The organism is Microbacterium sp. 3J1 (assembly GCF_001049495.1).
Taxonomy (GTDB): Bacteria; Actinomycetota; Actinomycetes; order Actinomycetales; family Microbacteriaceae; genus Microbacterium.
The window spans coordinates 263492-282597 of sequence record NZ_CDWI01000014.1 but is presented as its reverse complement, the minus strand read 5'-3'; the positions used below and the strand labels follow the sequence as shown (position 1 = coordinate 282597).

General features: G+C 67.6%; 18 protein-coding genes and 2 tRNA genes. 17 read left to right on the top strand and 3 right to left on the bottom strand.

The window, feature by feature from the left end:
* Positions 1–9 precede the first annotated feature (9 nt).
* Positions 10–2082, top strand: coding sequence for an excinuclease ABC subunit UvrB (uvrB, locus tag BN2660_RS15780; protein WP_091234501.1), 2073 nt, complete (start codon positions 10–12; stop codon positions 2080–2082).
* Between the two features lie 16 nt (positions 2083–2098).
* A complete protein-coding gene (locus BN2660_RS15775; RefSeq protein ID WP_091234498.1) occupies positions 2099–2431 on the top strand; it encodes a TfoX/Sxy family protein in 333 nt (110 codons plus the stop codon).
* Positions 2432–2478: 47 nt separating this feature from the next.
* On the opposite strand, the gene BN2660_RS16825 is transcribed toward BN2660_RS15775, so the two are convergent.
* Positions 2479–2721 (bottom strand): hypothetical protein, encoded by a 243-nt coding sequence (locus tag BN2660_RS16825; RefSeq protein WP_091234889.1) that lies wholly within the window; start codon positions 2719–2721, stop codon positions 2479–2481.
* Positions 2722–2766: 45 nt separating this feature from the next.
* Here BN2660_RS16825 and BN2660_RS15765 point away from each other — a divergent pair, with 45 nt between their 5' ends.
* From BN2660_RS15765 to BN2660_RS15715, 11 genes are all read left to right on the top strand, one after another.
* Positions 2767–3210, top strand: coding sequence for a MarR family winged helix-turn-helix transcriptional regulator (locus BN2660_RS15765; RefSeq protein ID WP_091234495.1), 444 nt, complete (start codon positions 2767–2769; stop codon positions 3208–3210).
* A gap of 68 nt (positions 3211–3278) precedes the next feature.
* Positions 3279–6167, top strand: a complete 2889-nt coding sequence (uvrA, locus tag BN2660_RS15760; protein WP_091234492.1) for an excinuclease ABC subunit UvrA — start codon at positions 3279–3281, stop codon at positions 6165–6167.
* The gene (gene uvrC, locus BN2660_RS15755) at positions 6167–8080 is read left to right on the top strand and encodes an excinuclease ABC subunit UvrC (RefSeq protein ID WP_091234490.1); all 1914 of its coding nucleotides are present in this window, start codon (positions 6167–6169) and stop codon (positions 8078–8080) included. Before uvrA ends, uvrC begins: the two co-directional genes overlap by 1 nt.
* A 30-nt stretch (positions 8081–8110) precedes the next feature.
* The gene (gene rapZ, locus BN2660_RS15750; protein WP_091234487.1) at positions 8111–8983 is read left to right on the top strand and encodes an RNase adapter RapZ; all 873 of its coding nucleotides are present in this window, start codon (positions 8111–8113) and stop codon (positions 8981–8983) included.
* Positions 8984–9051: 68 nt separating this feature from the next.
* A complete protein-coding gene (gene whiA, locus BN2660_RS15745) occupies positions 9052–10029 on the top strand; it encodes a DNA-binding protein WhiA (RefSeq protein WP_091234484.1) in 978 nt (325 codons plus the stop codon).
* A 185-nt stretch (positions 10030–10214) separates the two neighbouring features.
* Complete coding sequence (locus BN2660_RS15740; RefSeq protein ID WP_091234481.1) at positions 10215–10841, top strand: superoxide dismutase; 627 nt, start codon at positions 10215–10217, stop codon at positions 10839–10841.
* A 114-nt stretch (positions 10842–10955) separates the two neighbouring features.
* Positions 10956–11966: a type I glyceraldehyde-3-phosphate dehydrogenase gene (gap, locus tag BN2660_RS15735; protein ID WP_091234477.1), complete on the top strand. Its 1011-nt coding sequence runs from the start codon at positions 10956–10958 to the stop codon at positions 11964–11966.
* A gap of 10 nt (positions 11967–11976) precedes the next feature.
* Positions 11977–13191: a phosphoglycerate kinase gene (pgk, locus tag BN2660_RS15730; protein ID WP_091234473.1), complete on the top strand. Its 1215-nt coding sequence runs from the start codon at positions 11977–11979 to the stop codon at positions 13189–13191.
* A complete protein-coding gene (tpiA, locus tag BN2660_RS15725; protein WP_091234470.1) occupies positions 13182–13973 on the top strand; it encodes a triose-phosphate isomerase in 792 nt (263 codons plus the stop codon). Before pgk ends, tpiA begins: the two co-directional genes overlap by 10 nt.
* Before the next feature lie 85 nt (positions 13974–14058).
* Entirely contained in the window at positions 14059–14307 is a 249-nt protein-coding gene (secG, locus tag BN2660_RS15720; RefSeq protein ID WP_060926463.1) for a preprotein translocase subunit SecG, read from the top strand.
* Positions 14307–14660: an RNA polymerase-binding protein RbpA gene (locus BN2660_RS15715; RefSeq protein ID WP_091234467.1), complete on the top strand. Its 354-nt coding sequence runs from the start codon at positions 14307–14309 to the stop codon at positions 14658–14660. The genes secG and BN2660_RS15715 overlap by 1 nt, the downstream gene beginning before the upstream one ends.
* A gap of 69 nt (positions 14661–14729) precedes the next feature.
* Here the strand turns inward: BN2660_RS15715 and BN2660_RS15710 are convergent, their stop codons facing one another.
* Positions 14730–15932 carry a hypothetical protein gene (locus tag BN2660_RS15710; protein ID WP_091234463.1) on the bottom strand — a complete coding sequence of 401 codons (1203 nt, stop codon included), beginning with the start codon at positions 15930–15932 and terminating at the stop codon, positions 14730–14732.
* 109 nt (positions 15933–16041) lie between these two features.
* A tRNA-Gly gene (locus tag BN2660_RS15705) sits at positions 16042–16112 on the bottom strand.
* A gap of 110 nt (positions 16113–16222) precedes the next feature.
* Between BN2660_RS15705 and BN2660_RS15700 the strand changes: the two genes are divergently transcribed.
* The 4 genes from BN2660_RS15700 (at position 16223) to BN2660_RS15685 (ending at position 19099) form a co-directional block, all read left to right on the top strand.
* Positions 16223–16296, top strand: a tRNA-Pro gene (locus BN2660_RS15700).
* A gap of 62 nt (positions 16297–16358) precedes the next feature.
* On the top strand, positions 16359–17855 hold the full coding sequence (gene tig, locus BN2660_RS15695; RefSeq protein ID WP_091234460.1) for a trigger factor: 1497 nt from the start codon (positions 16359–16361) through the stop codon (positions 17853–17855).
* 77 nt (positions 17856–17932) lie between these two features.
* A complete protein-coding gene (locus BN2660_RS15690) occupies positions 17933–18427 on the top strand; it encodes a tetratricopeptide repeat protein (RefSeq protein WP_091234457.1) in 495 nt (164 codons plus the stop codon).
* Between the two features lie 81 nt (positions 18428–18508).
* Positions 18509–19099 carry an ATP-dependent Clp protease proteolytic subunit gene (locus BN2660_RS15685; protein WP_067120431.1) on the top strand — a complete coding sequence of 197 codons (591 nt, stop codon included), beginning with the start codon at positions 18509–18511 and terminating at the stop codon, positions 19097–19099.
* Positions 19100–19106 lie beyond the last annotated feature (7 nt).

Sequence of the window (19106 nt, the reverse complement as noted above, 5' to 3'; positions counted from 1 at the left end):
GCTGGAGGAATGCAGACCACCCGCAGCGTCCGTCCGTTCGAGGTCATCAGCGAGTACGCGCCCGCCGGCGACCAGCCGAAGGCCATCGCCGACCTCGCCGCCCGCATCAACGCCGGCGAGACCGACATCGTGCTGCTCGGCGCGACGGGTACCGGCAAGTCGGCGACCACGGCCTGGCTGGTCGAGCAGGTTCAGCGACCGACCCTCGTCCTCGCTCACAACAAGACCCTGGCGGCTCAGCTGGCGAACGAGTTCCGCGAGCTCATGCCGAACAACGCCGTCGAGTACTTCGTCTCGTATTACGACTACTACCAGCCCGAGGCCTACGTCCCGCAGACGGACACCTTCATCGAGAAGGACTCCTCGATCAACGCCGAGGTGGAGCGTCTGCGGCACTCGACGACGAACTCGCTCCTCAGCCGACGCGACGTCGTGGTGGTCTCCACCGTCTCATGCATCTACGGCCTCGGCGCGCCCGAGGAGTATCTGCGCGCGATGGTCGCGCTGCAGGTGGGGGAGAGGTACGACCGTGACGCCCTCATCCGCCAGTTCATCGCCATGCAGTACAACCGCAACGACGTCGACTTCTCGCGAGGGAACTTCCGGGTCCGCGGCGACACCATCGAGATCATCCCGGTGTACGAGGAGCACGCGATCCGCATCGAGCTGTTCGGAGATGAGATCGAGGGGCTGTACTCGCTGCACCCGCTCACCGGAGAGGTGATCGAGAAGCTCGACTCCGTGCCGATCTTCCCCGCGTCGCACTACGTGGCCGGGACGGACGTGATCCAGCGTTCGATCGGCACCATCGAGCACGAGCTCGAGGAGCGCCTCAAGGAGTTCGAGCGACAGGGCAAGCTGCTCGAGGCGCAGCGGCTGCGCATGCGCACGACCTTCGATCTCGAGATGCTCCAGCAGCTCGGCTTCTGCTCGGGCATCGAGAACTACTCTCGGCACATGGACGGCCGGATGCCGGGCGAGCCGCCGCACACGCTCCTCGACTTCTTCCCCGACGATTTCCTGCTCGTCATCGACGAGTCGCACGTGACCGTGCCGCAGATCGGCGCGATGTACGAGGGTGATGCCTCCCGCAAGCGCACCCTCGTCGACCACGGCTTCCGTCTGCCGAGCGCGATGGACAATCGACCGCTGCGGTGGGACGAATTCAAGAACCGCATCGGTCAGACCGTGTATCTCTCGGCGACTCCCGGGAAGTACGAGATGGGTATCGCCGACGGCGTGGTCGAGCAGATCATCCGCCCGACCGGACTCGTCGATCCGCACATCGTCGTGAAGCCCTCGAAGGGGCAGATCGATGATCTCCTCGAGGAGATCCGGATCCGCGTGGAACGGGATGAGCGCGTGCTCGTGACGACGCTGACGAAGAAGATGTCCGAAGAGCTCACCGACTTCCTGGGCGAGCACGGTGTGCGGGTGCGTTATCTCCACTCCGACGTCGACACGCTGCGGCGCGTCGAGCTGCTCAGCGAGCTGAGAGCCGGCGTCTACGACGTCCTCGTCGGCATCAACCTCCTCCGAGAGGGTCTCGACCTGCCGGAGGTGTCGCTGGTGGCGATTCTCGACGCCGACAAGGAGGGCTTCCTCCGGTCGGGGACCTCCCTCATCCAGACCATCGGCCGCGCCGCGCGAAACGTATCCGGCGAAGTCCACATGTACGCCGACAAGATCACCGACTCGATGGCGAAGGCGATCGAGGAGACCGATCGGCGCCGAGACAAGCAGCTCGCCTACAACAAGGAACACGGCATCGATCCGCAGCCGCTGCGCAAGCGGATCGCCGACATCACCGAGGTGCTCGCCCGAGAAGGCGCGGACACGGCCGACATGATGTCGGGACGAGGACGGGCCAGCGGCAAGGGCAAGTCGCCGACACCGAACCTGCGCCGCACCGGCATCGCCGCGGAGGGGGCGCAGCAGCTCGAGGCGACCATCCAGGACCTCTCCGACCAGATGCTCGCGGCGGCCTCCGAGCTCAAGTTCGAGCTGGCGGGGCGCCTGCGCGACGAGGTGCAGGACCTCAAGAAGGAGCTTCGCGCAATGGAGCGCGCCGGACACGCCTGAGCCGAAGGGAGGGCGGATGGACGCCCCACAGGAGGAACTCGCCGACCGAGTGCGTGCGCTGCTCACCTCGGGTGCCGACGTCGAGGAGAAGCGGATGTTCGGCACACGCGCATTCCTGCTGAACGGTCGTATCCTCGTCGGTGCGCGCAAGGGCGGTGTGCTCCTCGTCCGGGTCGATGAGGAGAACGGGGCGGCCCTCGCCATGCGACCAGGGGTGGCCGTCGCCGTCATGGGGCCCCAGACGATGGGGACGGGATGGCTCGACGTCTCGCCGGCGGCAGTGGCCGATGACGACGATCTGGTCTTCTGGCTCGACGTGGCCCGGGAGGACGCCTCGACCGCGAACTGACGGCTCGGGCCGGGCGGCGTGTGCGGTCGCCACCGACCGGGGATCGATCAGGGGCAGTGCATGAGCGGCTTGGGGCCGCTGCGGTCAATCTCGTGCTGAGTCATGGGCGCGCCGCAGAGCGGGCATGCGCGTTCTGCACGCTCCGCCGCGCTCGGGGGCGGCGTCTTCTCGTACGGTCCCACGGAGGCGGGGCCGGCGAATCTGATGAGATTCGTGTTGATCCACGCGTAGAGCCCGCCCGCCTCCCTGATGCGGGAGCGAAGCGGGGGACGGTCGCCGGACTGTGACATGTTGATTAGTGTACTAACTATTAGGGTCGTTGTATAGTCGACCACGTGACCACCTCCGACGATCTGCTGAAGCTCGACAATCAGCTCTGCTTCGCCCTCGTGACCGCGGCGCGGAACGTCGTGGCGGTCTACCGCCCGATCCTGGAGCCGCTCGGACTGACGCATCCGCAGTACCTCGTGATGCTCGCGCTGTGGGAGCGGGCGCCGCGTCCTCTCAACGATCTGGCCGCCGATCTCGCTCTGGATCCGGCCACCGCGTCGCCCCTCGTCAAGCGGCTCGAGGCCGACGGCCTCGTGGCCCGGCAGCGCAGCTCGCAGGACGAGCGCCGACTCGACATCACGCTCACGGACGCCGGACGAGCCCTGCGAGAGCGGGCGCTCGACGTGCCGCGGCAGGTGATGTCGGCCGTCGGGATGGAGATGCAGGAGATCGCGACGCTGCGCGACGGTCTCGCGGCCTTCGCCGGCCGCCGGCCCGCCGCTCGCTGACGGCGGATCGAGTGCTTCCTGGGAGCACTCACGGAGCCAATGTCGGTGGCCCCTCGTAGACTTGTTCGGTGCCCATCGTCCCCGTTGCATCCCCAGGAAAACTCAGTGTTCGCGGCGCCCGCGTGCACAATCTGAAGAACGTCGACATCGACATCCCGCGCGACTCCCTCGTCGTGTTCACGGGGCTGTCCGGGTCGGGAAAATCGAGTCTCGCCTTCGACACCATCTTCGCCGAGGGCCAGCGCCGCTACGTCGAGTCGCTCAGCGCCTACGCGCGTCAGTTCCTCGGCCAGGTCGATCGCCCCGACGTCGACTTCATCGAGGGTCTGAGCCCCGCGGTGTCGATCGACCAGAAGTCGACCAACCGCAACCCACGATCGACTGTCGGCACGATCACCGAGATCTACGACTACATGCGTCTGCTGTGGGCGCGCATCGGGATCCCGCACTGCCCGGAGTGCGGTGAGCGCATCCAACGTCAGACCGTGCAGCAGATCGCCGACCAGCTGATGGAGCTGCCGGAGCGCACGCGGTACCAGATCGTCGCCCCGATCGTCTCGCAGAAGAAGGGCGAGTTCGTCGACCTGTTCCGAGAGCTCGGCGCGAAGGGCTATGCGCGCGCGATCGTCGACGGCGACCTGATCCAGCTGTCCGAGCCGCCGACGCTGAAGAAGAGCTACAAGCACGACATCGCCGTCGTCGTCGACCGTCTGGTCGCTGCGGACGACATCCTCGGACGCGTCACCGACTCCGTGGAGACCGCTCTCGGGCTCGCCGGCGGTGTGGTCCAGGCGAACTTCGTCGACGAAGAGGGCGATGCCGCCTGGCAGTCGTTCTCCGAGAAGCTCGCCTGCCCGAACGGCCACGCGCTCACCCTGACCGAGATCGAGCCTCGCACGTTCTCCTTCAACGCCCCCTTCGGCGCCTGCCCGGCCTGCTCCGGCCTCGGCACGCGCATGTCGGTGGACGTCGACCTGATGCTCGGCGACGAGGAGCTCTCCATCCGCGAGGGCGCCATCATCCCGTGGACGACGCAGGGCAAGGGACTCTTCCAGTACTACGAGCGCCTCCTCGAGGGACTCGCGGCGGACCTCAACTTCTCTCTCGACACGCCCTGGCAGGACCTCAGGGTCGACGTCCAGGACGCGATCCTCCGCGGCGACAACTACAAGGTCACCGTCAAGTGGAAGAACCGGTACGGCCGTGAGATGCGCTACTCGTCCGGCTTCGAGGGCGTGGTCCCGTACATCGAGCGGCAGTACGCCCAGGCCGAATCCGACACCCAGCGCGCCCGGTGGGGCGAGTACCTCCGCGAGGTGCCGTGCCCGGTCTGCGACGGCAACCGCCTCAAGCCCGAGGTGCTCGCGGTCCAGGTCCACGGACACTCCATCGCCGAGGTCTCGCACTTGAGCCTCGCCGATGCCCGCTCCTTCATGGAGACGCTGACCCTCACCGACCGTGAGGCGAAGATCGCGGCGCAGGTCCTGCGCGAGATCCGCCTGCGTCTCGACTTCCTTCTGCAGGTCGGCCTGTCCTACCTCAACCTCAGCCGTTCCGCGGGCTCGCTCTCGGGCGGAGAAGCGCAACGCATCCGTCTGGCGACCCAGATCGGCTCCGGACTCACCGGCGTCCTCTACGTCCTCGACGAGCCGTCCATCGGCCTTCACCAGCGCGACAACCGTCGACTCATCGACACACTGCTCAAGCTGCGTGACCTCGGCAACACGCTCATCGTCGTCGAGCACGACGAGGAGACGATCGAAGCCGCGGACTGGGTCGTGGACATCGGACCCGGAGCAGGCGTCAACGGCGGCAATGTCGTGCACTCGGGTCCGTACTCCGCGCTGCTGGCGGAATCCGACTCGATGACGGGGGACTACCTCTCCGGCCGCCGCGAGATACCGACTCCGGCGAAGCGTCGCAAGCTCGACAAGAAGCGGATGCTGAGCGTTGTCGGCGCCAGGGAGAACAACCTCAAGAACGTGAGCGTGAACTTCCCTCTGGGCGTGCTCACCGCCGTCACCGGCGTGAGCGGCTCCGGCAAGTCCTCCCTCGTGAACGACATCCTGTACCAGGTGCTCGCGTCCCGGCTCAACGGTGCCCGCACGGTTCCCGGCAAGCACACGCGCGTGTCCGGACTCGACAACCTCGACAAGGTCGTGCACGTCGACCAGGCGCCGATCGGTCGCACGCCGCGCTCGAACCCCGCGACGTACACCGGTGTCTTCGACCGCATCCGCACCCTCTTCAGCGAGACCCCCGAGGCGAAGGTGCGTGGCTACCAGCCCGGCCGGTTCAGCTTCAACGTGAAGGGCGGCCGGTGCGAGGCGTGCTCCGGTGACGGCACGATCAAGATCGAGATGAACTTCCTGCCCGACGTGTACGTCGACTGCGAGGTCTGCCACGGCAAGCGCTACAACCGCGACACGCTGTCCGTGCACTACAAGGGCAAGAACATCGCCGAGGTCCTGGAGATGCCGATCGCCGAGGCTGCGGAGTTCTTCGAGCCCATCCAGGCGATCCACCGTTACATGAAGACGCTCGTCGACGTGGGCCTCGGCTACGTGCGACTCGGGCAGTCGGCGACGACTCTCTCGGGCGGCGAGGCGCAGCGCGTCAAGCTCGCCACCGAACTCCAGCGCCGCAGCAACGGCCGCAGCATCTACGTCCTTGATGAGCCGACGACCGGTCTGCACTTCGAGGACGTCCGCAAGCTCCTCGAAGTACTCAACGGGCTCGTGGACAAGGGCAACACGGTCATCGTCATCGAGCACAACCTCGACGTGATCAAGTCCGCGGACTGGGTCATCGACCTCGGGCCCGAGGGCGGATCCGGCGGCGGGGAGATCCTCGCGACCGGCACGCCCGAGCAGATCGCTCGCGTCGAGGAGAGCCACACCGGCCAGTTCCTCGCCGAGATCCTGGGTGAGGGGCGCGCAGCGAAGAAGGCCAGCTGATGGCGGACGTGCTCCCGTACAAGCCGCGGACCGGTGAGATTCCCACCGATCCCGGCGTGTACCGCTTCCGAGACGCCGACGGTCGCGTGCTCTACGTCGGCAAGGCGAAGAATCTCCGGCAGCGACTGTCGAACTACTTCGCACCGCTGAGGACACTGCACGAGCGCACCAGACGCATGGTGACGACGGCCGCATCGGTCGAATGGACGGTCGTGCCGACCGACGTCGATTCGCTGCAGCTGGAGTACATGTGGATCAAGGAGTTCGATCCACCCTTCAACGTCCGCTACAAGGACGACAAGTCGTACCCGTTCATGGCGGTCACCCTCGGAGACGAGGCGCCGCGCGTGATCGTGACCAGGAACCACAAGATCCCGGGTGCCCGGTACTTCGGTCCCTACCCGAAGGTCTGGGCGGTGCACGAAACCATCGACCTGATGGTGAAGGCGTTCCCCATCCGCACCTGCAGCGACTCGAGCTACAAGCGGGCGATGCAGACGGGGAGGCCCTGCTTCCCGGGGCAGATCGGCAAGTGCGGCGGTCCCTGTTCCATGACGGTGTCGATCGAAGAGCACCGCGCGATGGTCGACGACTTCGTCGCCTTCATGGCTGGCGGCGACGAGCGCTTCACCCGCGAGCTCCGCAAGCGCATGCTCGCCGCTTCCGCCGCCATGGACTACGAGGCGGCCGCGAAGTACCGGGACAAGCTCACAGCGATCGACGCGGTGCTCGGCAAGAGCGCGCTGGTTCTCCCCTCGGACGAGGACGCCGACCTGTTCGGCATCGCCGAGGACGAGCTCGCCGCGGTGGTGCAGCATTTCGTGATCAGGGGCGGACGCATCCGCGGTGTGCGGGCGACCACCATCGAGAAGGAGATCGACATCTCGACCGCCGATCTCGTCGACCAGGTCGTACAGCGTGCCTATGGCGACGCTCAGGACGTACCGAAGCGGGTGTTCGTGCCCGCACTGCCCGACGATGCCGCAGAGCTCGAGGTCTGGCTGCGGGAGAGGCGCGGTCGGCGAGTGGAGATCGCGGTCCCGCAGCGCGGCCAGCGCGCCGACCTCATGCGGACGGCCACCATCAACGCTCAGCAGGCCCTGATCCGCCACAAGACGCGTCGCACCAGCGACTACGTCGCCCGCACGCAGGCGCTGACCGACCTGCAGGAGGCGCTGGGCATGTCCGAGGCGCCCCTGCGCATCGAGTGCTTCGACATCTCCCACCTGGGCGGGACCAACGTCGTCGCGTCGATGGTGGTGTTCGAAGACGGGCTGCCTCGCAAAGACCAGTACCGCTCCTTCAACATCCCCGAGACGACCGACGACACCGACTCGATGTACCAGGTGCTCCGACGACGTCTGGCCTACCTCGACCGGCCCGAGGAGCAGGTCGATGAGGTCGTGGTCGAAGACGAGGCGGTGGTCGAGCAGGAGCCGGCGGCGAAGCGGCGACCACGGTTCGCCTACCCACCGCAGCTGCTTCTCGTCGACGGCGGACAGCCGCAGGTAGAGGCGGCGGCACGCGCACTCCGCGACGCCGGGCATCCGGAGATCGCGGTATGCGGCATCGCGAAGCGGCTCGAGGAGATCTGGCTGCCGGGCGAGGACTTCCCCGTGATCCTTCCGCGGACGAGCGAGTCGCTCTACCTGCTGCAGAGACTGCGCGACGAAGCCCACCGTTTCGCCATCACCCATCAGCGCAAGCGCCGCAAGAACGACATCACCACGGTGCTCGCCGAGGTCCCCGGTCTCGGGGCGTCGCGGATCAAGGTCCTGCTGAAGCACTTCGGCTCCGTGGCGGCGCTGCGCACGGCCGAGCCCGGGCAGATCGAAGAGGTCCAGGGCATCGGACCCGTGCTCGCCCAGAACATCCACAACCATCTCTCCTCCCGACAGCCCAGCACTCGGTAGGCTTGTGGGGGCGGGGGAGAAGGAGTAACGATGGCTGACGAGGACAAGGGCGAGTTCCTCATCGTCACGGGCATGTCGGGCGCCGGCCGCACGACGGTCGCGAACGCGCTCGAGGACCTCGGCTGGTACGTCGTCGACAACCTCCCCCCGCAGATACTCCGCCCGTTGCTGGAGCTCACCGACATGGGGGGCCCGGCGCTGCCCAAGGTGGCAGCCGTCGTCGACGTGCGAGGCCGCAACCTCTTCGACGACTTCCCGGAGGTAGCCCGCGCGCTGCGCACCCGAGGGTCTGTCCGTGTGCTCTTCCTCGACGCCTCCGACGACGTCCTCGTCCGTCGCTTCGAGTCGGTGCGGCGTCCGCATCCGCTGCAGGGCGACGGCACGTTGCTCGACGGCATCCGCTCGGAGCGCTCTCGCCTCGCTCCCATCCGCGAGTCCGCGGACATGGTGATCGACACGTCCGCGCTCAACATCCACCAGCTCGCGACCCAGGTGTCGGAGCTCTTCTCCGACGAGGGCGCCGCTCGCCATCGAGTGACCCTGATGAGCTTCGGTTTCAAGTACGGATTGCCGACGGACGTCGATCTCGTCGCCGACATGCGGTTCCTCCCCAACCCGTTCTGGAACGAAGAGCTCCGCGGTCTGACCGGTCAGGACGAGACGGTCAGGGACTACGTCCTCTCGCGAGAGGGGGCCGCGGAGTTCCTCGAGGCCTATTCGGCGGCGCTCACCCCGGTGCTCGAGGGCTACCAGCGTGAGAACAAGAGCCACTCGACGATCGCGATCGGCTGCACGGGCGGCAAGCACCGTTCGGTGGCGATGTCCGAGGAACTGGCGCGCCGCCTCGCCGCGGTGCCGGGAGTCGCTGTCAACGTGCGTCACCGAGACCTCGGCCGGGAATAGCAACCGTCTCCGCCGGAGTAAGCTGGAGGTTTGCGTCGCGATCCGGCGCGTGAGCGTGAAGGAGTGTCGTGGCACTAACCACCGACGTCAAGGCTGAGCTGGTCAGCATCCGTAATGCACCCCCGACGGTGCGTGTCGCGGAGGTCACCTCGATCCTCCGGTTCGCCGGCGGATTGCACTCCATCGCCGGCCGGGTCGCCGTCGAGGCCGAGGTCGACGCCGAGGTCCTCGCACAGCGTGTGGCCCGCGACCTCGCGGAGATCTACGGTGTCCGCCCCGAGATCGCCCAGGTGCAGTCGAGCACGGCGAACGACGGCGCACGGTGGGCGGTGCGCGTCATCGCCGCAGGCGAGACCCTCGCCCGTCAGACCGGTCTGCTCGACCAGCGCCGCCGCCCCGTGCGCGGGCTGCCCAACCGCCTGACCACCGGCTCACGGGCCGAGGTCGCCGGTCTCTGGCGAGGCGCCTTCCTCGCAGCGGGATCCCTGAGCGAGCCCGGCCGCTCCGCCATGCTCGAGGTCGCCTGCCCGACGTCGGAGGCCGCCATGGCCCTCGTCGGCGCAGCCCACAAGCTCGGCGTCGCCGCCAAGGCGCGCGAGGTCCGCGGCATGCCGCGCGTCGTCGTGCGCGAAGGCGAGGCCATCCGCTCCATCCTCAGCGAGATGGGCGCGCAGAAGACCGCCGTCGCGTGGGAGGAGATGCGACAGCGCCGCGAGGTCCGCGCCGGGGTGAACCGCCTCGTCAACTTCGACGACGCGAACCTGCGCCGCTCGGCCCAGGCCGCCGTCGCCGCCTGCGCACGCGTCGAACGAGCGCTCGAGATCCTCGCGGACGAGGTCCCCGACCACCTGAAGGTGGCGGGTGAGCTCCGCCTCGCGCACCGCGACGCCAGCCTCGACGAGCTCGGCCACCACGCCGACCCGCCCATGACGAAGGACGCCGTCGCCGGCCGCATCCGTCGCCTGCTCGCGATGGCCGACAAGCGCGCGCAGCAGGAGGGCATCCCCGGCACCGAGGCCGCCGTGCCCGCCGGGCTCGACGTCTGACGCCTGCCGTAGTCACGAGAGGCGGTCCCTGTCAAGGGGCCGCCTCTCTTCGTCATACGGCGGAAGTATCCGGGGCGTCCGCGCGTTGTCGTCGGTAGGATGAGTTACGTCCGCTCCGCACCGCACTTCGGTGGCGCGGAGGATCGGCAAGCGCCGCGGCGCGGCGCGGATTGGATGAAAGCGATATGGCGACCTACACGCTCCCCGACCTCCCGTACGACTTCGCAGCACTGGAGCCGCACATCAGCGGCAAGATCATGGAACTCCACCATGACAAGCACCACGCGACCTACGTCGCCGGGGCGAACACCGCGCTCGAGCAGCTCGCCGAGGCCCGTGAGACCGGCAACCTCGCCAACGTGAACAAGCTCGAGAAGGACCTCGCGTTCAACCTCGGCGGACACGTCAACCACTCCATCTTCTGGACCAACCTCTCGCCGACCGGCGGCGGACAGCCCGAGGGCGAGCTCCAGGCCGCCATCGACGAGTTCTTCGGCTCCTTCGAGAAGTTCCAGGCGCACTTCACCGCCAACGCCCTCGGAATCCAGGGCTCCGGATGGTCGGTGCTCAGCTGGGACTCCATCGGACAGCGCCTCATCATCCAGCAGCTGTTCGACCAGCAGTCGAACACGGCGCAGGGCACCGTACCGCTGTTCCAGCTGGACATGTGGGAGCACGCGTTCTACCTGGACTACCTCAACGTCAAGGCCGACTACGTGAAGGCGGCGTGGAACATCGCCAACTGGGAGAACGTCGCCCAGCGCTTCGAGGTCGCCCGCGAGAAGACGAACGGCCTGCTGGTACTGTCGTAATCGGGTCGCGTCCCGACGGGCCTGGTCTCGTCGGGACGCCATCTCAGCCAAAAACCCCCGCGCACAGCACCGCACGAATGCGGCGCACAGCGCACGAGAAACAGGGAGACCTGAGTGTCTGTCAAGATCGGTATCAACGGCTTCGGCCGCATCGGACGCAACTACTTCCGCGCGGCTCTCGCGCAGGGCGCTGACCTCGAGATCGTCGCGGTCAACGACCTCACCGACAACAAGACCCTGGCGCACCTGCTGAAGTACGACTCGGTCGGCGGCGTCCTGGACGCGGAGATCAGCTACGACGACGAGAGCATCACCGTCAACGGCAAGTCGATCAAGGCGTTCGCCGAGCGCGACCCCGCCAACCTCCCGTGGGGCGAGCTGGGCGTCGACATCGTCATCGAGTCGACCGGCTTCTTCACCAAGGCGGAGGCGGCCAAGAAGCACATCGACGCCGGCGCCAAGAAGGTGCTCATCTCGGCACCGGGCACGGGCGTCGACGGCACGTTCGTGATGGGCGTGAACGAGGACACGTACGACCCCGAGACGCACCACATCATCTCGAACGCATCGTGCACCACCAACTGCCTCGCGCCGCTCGCCCAGGTGTTCAACGACGCCTTCGGCATCGACCGCGGCTTCATGATGACCGCGCACGCCTACACCGCAGACCAGAACCTGCAGGACGGCCCGCACAGCGACCTCCGTCGTGCCCGCGCCGCGGCCATCAACATCACCCCGGCCTCGACCGGCGCAGCCAAGGCGATCGGCGAGGTCCTTCCCGAGCTCCAGGGCAAGCTCAGCGGCTCGTCGTACCGCGTTCCGGTTCCCACCGGCTCGATCGTCGACCTCACGCTGATCACCGACCGTGAGAACCTCACGGTCGAAGAGGTCAACGAGGCGTACAAGAAGGCCGCTGCCGACGGACGCCTCGCCGGCTTCCTGCAGTACAACGAAGACCCGATCGTGTCGAGCGACATCGTGCACAACCCGCACTCGTCGATCTTCGACTCCACGCTCACCAACGTGAGCGGCAACCTGGTCAAGGTCTCCAGCTGGTACGACAACGAGTGGGGCTACTCCAACCGTCTCGTCGACCTGACCGAGTACGTGGCAGAGCGTCTCTGAGACTCCTCCCATGACTCTGCGCACCCTGGATTCACTGGGTTCGCTCGAGGGCAAGCGCGTCATCGTCCGTTGTGATCTGAACGTCCCCCTGCGGGACGGGGTCATAACGGACGATGGCCGTGTACGCGCCTCGCTGCCTACCCTCAACGCACTCATCAACGCGGGTGCCCGCGTCGTCGTGTGCTCGCATCTCGGCCGCCCCGACGGGGCGCCCGATCCTCAGTACAGCCTCGAGCCCGTGGCACAGCGGCTCTCCGAGCTGCTCGGCAAGCCGGTCGCCTTCGCGCGCGACACCGTCGGCGAGTCGGCGCGCGAGGCCGTGGGGTCCCTCGAGGACGGCGGAGTCGTCGTCATCGAGAACCTGCGGTTCAACGCGGGGGAGACCTCGAAGGACGACGCGGAGCGCGGAGCCTTCGCGGCGCAGCTGGCCGAACTGGGAGACGTCCTCGTCTCCGACGGCTTCGGCGTCGTGCACCGCAAGCAGGCGAGCGTCTACGACCTCGCCGAGCTCCTCCCGTCTGCAGCCGGTCTGCTGATCGCCGCGGAGCTCGAAGTGCTGGACCGTCTGACCGAGACCCCGGAGCGCCCCTACGCGGTCGTCCTCGGCGGCTCGAAGGTCAGCGACAAGCTCGGTGTCATCTCGCACCTGCTGCCGCGGGTCGACCGCATCCTGGTCGGCGGGGGCATGCTGTTCACCTTCCTCAAGGCGCAGGGCCACGATGTGGCGGCAAGCCTGCTCGAAGAGGACCAGCTCGAGACGGTGCGCGGCTACATCGCCGAGGCCGCCGACCGCGGTGTCGAGCTCGTGCTCCCGACCGATGTCGTCGTGGCCGAGTCGTTCTCCGCGGACGCCGCCCACGAGACGGTGCCCGCGGATGCGATCGAGAGCACGGCATTCGGCGCGTCCGGGATCGGGCTCGACATCGGGCCCGAGACCGCAGCGCGATTCGCCGAGGTGATCCGCGGATCCCGGACGGTGTTCTGGAACGGGCCCATGGGCGTGTTCGAGTTCGCTGCATTCGCCGGTGGCACGAAGGCCGTCGCGCAGGCGCTCACCGAGGTCGACGGCCTCAGCGTCGTCGGCGGTGGCGACTCGGCTGCGGCCGTGCGTCAGCTCGGATTCGACGATGACCAGTTCGGTCACATCTCGACCGGTGGCGGCGCCAGCCTCGAGTTCCTCGAGGGCAAGAAACTACCCGGCCTGGAGGTGCTCGGATGGGTGTGAACACCCGTACCCCGCTGATCGCGGGAAACTGGAAGATGAACCTCGACCACCTGCAGGCGGTCGCCTTCGTGCAGAAGCTGCACTGGACGCTCAAGGATGCGAAGCACGAGGACGGCTCGGTCGAGGTCGCGGTGTTCCCGCCCTTCACCGACATCCGCAGCGTGCAGACGCTGATCGATGCGGACAAGATCCCGTTCGCGCTCGGCGCGCAGGACGTCTCGGCTCACGACTCCGGTGCATACACCGGTGAGGTGTCGGGTGCGTTCCTCGCCAAGCTCGACGCGAAGTACGTCATCATCGGGCATTCGGAGCGCCGCGAGTACCACGCGGAGTCCGACGAGGTCGTGGCGGCGAAGACGAAGGCCGCGCTGAAGCATGGCCTCTCGCCGGTCATCTGTGTCGGCGAGACGGCGGAGGACCTGGAGAAGTTCGGTGCCAGTGCCGTCCCCGCGGGCCAGCTCGAGGCGGCTCTGCAGGGGCTGTCGAAGGATGCGGACATCGTGGTCGCCTACGAGCCGGTCTGGGCCATCGGCTCCGGCCAGGCGGCGACCCCGCAGCAGGCGCAGGACGTGTGCGCCGCTCTCCGCACGGTCATCGCGAAGGTCCTCGGCGACGACGCGGCCGCGCGCACCCGCATCCTCTACGGCGGATCGGTGAAGGCGGCGAACATCGCCAGCTTCATGCGCGAGCCCGATGTCGACGGTGCTCTCGTCGGAGGCGCGAGCCTCGTGGTCGACGAGTTCGCGGCGATCATCCGGTTCGAGAAGCACGTCGGAGTATGAGCGCGTGCGGCGGGGCTCCGGCCCCGCCGCACCGTATACTTGACCGTTACGGGGGCAGTCCTGCCCCATCGAAAGGCTCTTCCTCGTGGAAATTCTCGAGTTCGTCCTGCAGGTCGTGCTGGGCATAACCAGCGTCCTGCTGACTCTCCTCATCCTGCTCCACAAGGGTCGCGGCGGCGGCCTGTCCGACATGTTCGGCGGAGGCATGTCCTCGGCTGTCGGCTCGTCGGGCCTCGCAGAGCGCAACCTCAACCGATTCACGGTGATCCTCGCGCTGGCGTGGTTCGTGGCGATCGTCGCGCTCGGTCTCATCACGAAGTTCGAGGTGATCTGATGGCTACCGGTGGAAACGCCATTCGCGGTACCCGCGTCGGCTCCGGCCCCATGGGCGAGCAGGACCACGGCTACCACGCCGACCGCATCGCGGTCTCCTACTGGGACGGGCTCGGCAACGAGACGGTGCGCTACTTCGCTGCGGGCCTGCCTGAAGACGAGATCCCCGACACGATCGACCACCCGCAGTCGGGTCTTCCGGCCGGGCGCGACAAGGAGAACCCTCCCGCACTCGCGAAGCCCGAGCCGTACAAGACCCACCTCGCCTACGTCAAGGAGCGGCGCACCGACGAGGAAGCCGTCCAGCTCCTCGAGGATGCCCTGACCCAGCTGCGCGAGCGCCGGGGGCAGTGACCTCCGTCTGACCTTCGAAGAAGCCGCCGCGATCCGTCGCGGCGGCTTCTTCTGCGTCTGCCAAGCGACTCAGCGGCAGCCGTACGCGGCGTCGATGTACGACTGAGGCGGGTATCCGTACGCCCAGACGCCGTTCGCGTCGTCCGTGAATCCCATGCCGATGGCCCACGCGGTCGCCCACTTCTCGATGCTGTCCTGCGTCGTGGAGTCGTACATGTCCTCGCACTTCACGCTGATGGCATGGCCCACCTCGTGGGCGACGAGGGCTCTGCTCCGATCGGCCGGCCACTGCTCGGCGACCGAGTTCGACAGTTCGATCACCGCCCTGTCCGGCTCGTCCCACCACCACGTGGTCAAGCCGCCCATGCTGCCGTTGCCGCCGGCGTTGTTCACGATCGGGTTCCAGTCGAACTCGAGAAGGACTCCGGGGGCGAGCGATCGTGCGAACGCCTCGATCTCGAGACGCACGGCCTGCAAGGGGCCTGCCTTCTCGGCGAGCTCGACCTGCTCCGACGCCACGACCTGTCCCGCGGCGTCCTGCAGCGCCGCCAGCGCGCTCACGGCCTGATCATCGAGCGTCGAGGCGAGGGATGCGGATGCCGCGGCGTCGCGCAGGGCGATCACGGCGTCGTTCTTCGCCGAGAGGTGCGCGCCCTCGAAGGAGCTCGCCGCGGTCGCCGCCGAGCCGAGGACCGCGATGCCGGCGTCGGTGAGCGAGGCGTCTGCGGTGTCCAGCGCGGGCGTCTCCTCGGTGAGTTCTCGATCGAGGCTCTCGAGGTCGTCGGCCTGGATCGCGATCCGCTCGGAGGCGGCGAACAGCTCCCAGAAGAACGAGGGCTTGGTCCCTGCGTCCGGAAGCGGCTCGTCGAGCAGCGCACGCGCCGCTTCATCAGCCGCCCGGGCGTCGACGGCCGCCGCGGTCAGCGCGTCTCTCGCCGCCGGATCGACGAGGAGGCCGCTGTCCGTCTGCAGGAGGAGGTCGGCCGAATCCGCCGTGCCGGCCACGGCATCCGCCGACTCCGCCACGATCGTCATGGCGGACTGCGTGGCATCGCGCGTGGCGTCGAAGTCTGCCTCTGCCTCGTCGTAGCCCAGACTCGCCGTCACCTGCAGGGCCGCGAGGACGCCGGTCACGAGCAGGACCGCCAGGCCGCCGAGCAGCCAGCCGGTCCATCGTCGGGGACGACGGCGCGGGGGCGGGGCGCTCCCGATACGGGCGGGAAGGATGTGCCCGCCGAGTGGGGGAGCGACGAAGCCGGTGGGGACGGACATGCGGTGGAGACCTCCGGTCAAGACCTGCGTATGTCGACTCTGCCAGAAGGAGGTCCATCGGTTCGACAAAAAGATGAAGGCCCCCGTATCTGCGGGGGCCTTCGGAGTGAGGGGCTGACGAGAATCGAACTCGCATCATCTGTTTGGAAGACAGAGGCTTTACCACTAAGCTACAGCCCCGAATCGGAGGTGACCCAGCGGGGTCTGTACCGACTCATCGATCATAGCGGACTGGCGAGGGTGCTCTCGTCCGTTAGACTCGGTGGGGCTGAATCTGCGTGCGGATTCCCCGGGGCGTAGCTCAGTTTGGTAGAGCGCCCGCTTTGGGAGCGGGAGGTCGCAGGTTCAACTCCTGTCGCCCCGACACGGCTTGATCGGCCTGACAGCCGCGACTCAGCGCGGAAATCACAAGGAGAACACACCAGCATGGCGAACAGCACCGTCGAGAAGCTGACCCCGACCCGGGTCAAGCTCAGCATCACGGTCACCCCCGACGACCTCAAGCCCAGCATCGCTCACGCGTACGAGCACATCGCTCAGGACGTGCAGATCCCCGGCTTCCGCAAGGGCAAGGTCCCGGCTCCGATCATCGACCAGCGCATCGGACGCGGCGCGGTCATCGAGCACGCGGTCAACGAGGGCCTGGACAAGTTCTTCCGCGACGCGACCGTCGAGCACAAGATCCGTGTCGTCGGCCGCCCGTCCGCGGAGATCACCCAGTGGCCCAACGAGAAGGACTTCTCCGGCGACCTCCTGGTCGACGTCGAGGTCGACGTCCGGCCCGACATCGAGCTGCCCTCGTACGACGGCATCACGGTGACGGTCGACGCGGTCGAGGCCGATGAGGCGGCGCTCGACGCCGAGCTCGAGAACATGCGCGCCCGTTTCGGCACGCTGGTCCCCGTCGACCGCCCCGCGGCCACGGGCGACTTCGTCGAGCTCGACCTCGTCGCCACGATCGACGGCGCCGAGATCGACCGTGCCGAGGGCGTCTCCTACGAGGTCGGCTCGGGCGAGCTGCTCGAGGGCATCGACGATGCCATCGAGTCCCTCACCGCCGGTGAGGACACCACCTTCCGCTCCGCGCTCGTCGGCGGCGACCACGCCGGCTCCGAGGCTGAGGTCTCCGTGACGGTCAAGGCCGTCAAGGAGCGCGAGCTGCCCGAGGCGGACGACGACTTCGCACAGATCGCCAGCGAGTTCGACACGATCGCCGAGCTCCGAGCGAGCCTCGCCGAGCGTGTCGCTCAGCAGGGCGTCTTCACGCAGGGCTCCGCCGCGCGCGACAAGCTCGTCGAGACGCTGCTCGAGCAGATCGAGATCCCCGTGCCGCCGCAGCTCATCGAGGACGAGGTGCACAACCACCTCGAGGGTGAGGGTCGCCTCGAGGACGACGTGCACCGCGCCGAGGTTACCGAGGCCAGCGAGAAGCAGTTCCGCACGCAGGTGCTGCTCGACACGATCGCCGAGCAGGCGGACGTGCAGGTCTCGCAGGAGGAACTGAGCCAGTACCTCATCCAGTCGGCGTCGCAGTACGGCATGGCGCCGCAGGAGTTCGTCGAGGCGCTGCAGTCGTCGAACCAGCTGCCCGCACTCGTCGGCGAGGTCGCCCGCAACAAGGCCCTCGCGATCGCGCTCGGCAAGGTGAAGGTCGTCGACACCAACGGCAAGGCCGTGGATCTCTCCGACTTCGTCGTCACCGACGACGAGGCCGCCGACGAGGCATCTGGGGAGCAGGCACCCGCCGAGGCTGAGGAGAAGCCGGCCAAGAAGCCCGCTGCCAAGAAGGCTCCTGCCAAGAAGGCTGCTGCGAAGGCCGACGACGCCGAAGAGGCTGAGAAGCCGGCTGCGAAGAAGGCTCCCGCCAAGAAGGCTGCGGCCAAGAAGAAGACGGACGAGGACGCGGCCGACAAGGCCGAGTGATCGTAGTCGATTGACGAGAGGGGCGGATGCTGCGGCATCCGCCCCTTTTCGCGTAGGAAGCGTGATGAGGAGTGGCGATGAAGAGCTGGAATGAGCGGATCGACGAGGTCTGGGCAGACGCGTCCGGCGAGGAGGTCGGCGACGAGATCATCGCGCGGATCGACGCCCTCGCCGCCGAGCGGGGCGGAGACGACGCGCGCGCGGAGTTCGAGCGCGCCGGCGCCCGCGATTCAGCGGGGCGTCCCGCCGAGGCCGTCGAACTGTACCGGCGCGCGCTCGCGCTGGGGCTCGACGACGAGCACCGCCCGCAGTGCGTGATCCAGCTGGCGAGCTCGCTGCGGAACCTCGGTGCGTTCGACGATGCTCTCGCCGTGATCCGCGCTGAGGAGGCGCGTTCAGTCGACGCACCCTACCGGGACGCGATCGCCACCGTGCACTCGCTGATCCTCGCGAGTGCGGGCAGACCCGCCCAGGGGCTGTCGGTCGCGCTTCTCGCGCTCGTGCCGCACCTTCCGCGCTATCACCGCTCGATGACCGCCTACGCGCACGAGATCGCTGATCTCGACGCCTGATATGCCGACGGCGAACACGGCCTGAGCGCCGCGTTGACGCCGGTAGATTCGAATCACTGAAACACGGAATCAGGAGCTGACATGGCTGCAGAACCCCTCCTCGCGACGAGCGTCTTCGACAGGCTGTTGAAGGACCGCATCATCTGGCTGGGATCAGAGGTGCGCGACGACAACGCCAACGAGATCTGCGCGAAGATCCTTCTTCTCGCTGCAGAGGACTCGGAGAAGGACATCTACCTGTACATCAACTCGCCGGGTGGCTCGATCACCGCGGGTATGGCGATCTACGACACGATGCAGTTCGTGCCCAACGACATCGTCACCGTCGGCATCGGCATGGCCGCGTCGATGGGCCAGCTGCTGCTGACCGCCGGCACCAAGGGCAAGCGCTACATCACTCCGAACGCGCGAGTGCTGCTGCACCAGCCGCACGGTGGCTTCGGCGGCACGTCGAGCGACATCCAGACGCAGGCGCAGCTGATCATCTCGATGAAGAACCGCCTCGCCGAGATCACGGCCGCTCAGACCGGCAAGTCGGTCGAGCAGATCAACGCCGACGGTGACCGCGACCGCTGGTTCACGGCCGACGAGGCGCTCGAGTACGGCTTCGTCGACCACATCCGCGAGTCCGCGACCGACGTGGTCGGCGGCGGCGGCACGGACGTCAACTAATCGAGAG

Excerpts from the sequence above, each read along its gene's own strand:
- rapZ (WP_091234487.1), top strand. The coding sequence starts at position 8,111 with ATGGCTGACGAGGACAAGGGCGAGTTCCTCATCGTCACGGGCATGTCG.
- BN2660_RS15740 (WP_091234481.1), top strand. The coding sequence starts at position 10,215 with ATGGCGACCTACACGCTCCCCGACCTCCCGTACGACTTCGCAGCACTG.
- BN2660_RS15685 (WP_067120431.1), top strand. The coding sequence starts at position 18,509 with ATGGCTGCAGAACCCCTCCTCGCGACGAGCGTCTTCGACAGGCTGTTG.
- tig (WP_091234460.1), top strand. The coding sequence starts at position 16,359 with ATGGCGAACAGCACCGTCGAGAAGCTGACCCCGACCCGGGTCAAGCTC.
- tpiA (WP_091234470.1), top strand. The coding sequence starts at position 13,182 with ATGGGTGTGAACACCCGTACCCCGCTGATCGCGGGAAACTGGAAGATG.
- BN2660_RS16825 (WP_091234889.1), bottom strand. The coding sequence starts at position 2,721 with ATGTCACAGTCCGGCGACCGTCCCCCGCTTCGCTCCCGCATCAGGGAG.
- pgk (WP_091234473.1), top strand. The coding sequence starts at position 11,977 with ATGACTCTGCGCACCCTGGATTCACTGGGTTCGCTCGAGGGCAAGCGC.
- BN2660_RS15715 (WP_091234467.1), top strand. The coding sequence starts at position 14,307 with ATGGCTACCGGTGGAAACGCCATTCGCGGTACCCGCGTCGGCTCCGGC.
- BN2660_RS15775 (WP_091234498.1), top strand. The coding sequence starts at position 2,099 with ATGGACGCCCCACAGGAGGAACTCGCCGACCGAGTGCGTGCGCTGCTC.
- BN2660_RS15710 (WP_091234463.1), bottom strand. The coding sequence starts at position 15,932 with ATGTCCGTCCCCACCGGCTTCGTCGCTCCCCCACTCGGCGGGCACATC.
- uvrC (WP_091234490.1), top strand. The coding sequence starts at position 6,167 with ATGGCGGACGTGCTCCCGTACAAGCCGCGGACCGGTGAGATTCCCACC.
- BN2660_RS15690 (WP_091234457.1), top strand. The coding sequence starts at position 17,933 with ATGAAGAGCTGGAATGAGCGGATCGACGAGGTCTGGGCAGACGCGTCC.
- uvrB (WP_091234501.1), top strand. The coding sequence starts at position 10 with ATGCAGACCACCCGCAGCGTCCGTCCGTTCGAGGTCATCAGCGAGTAC.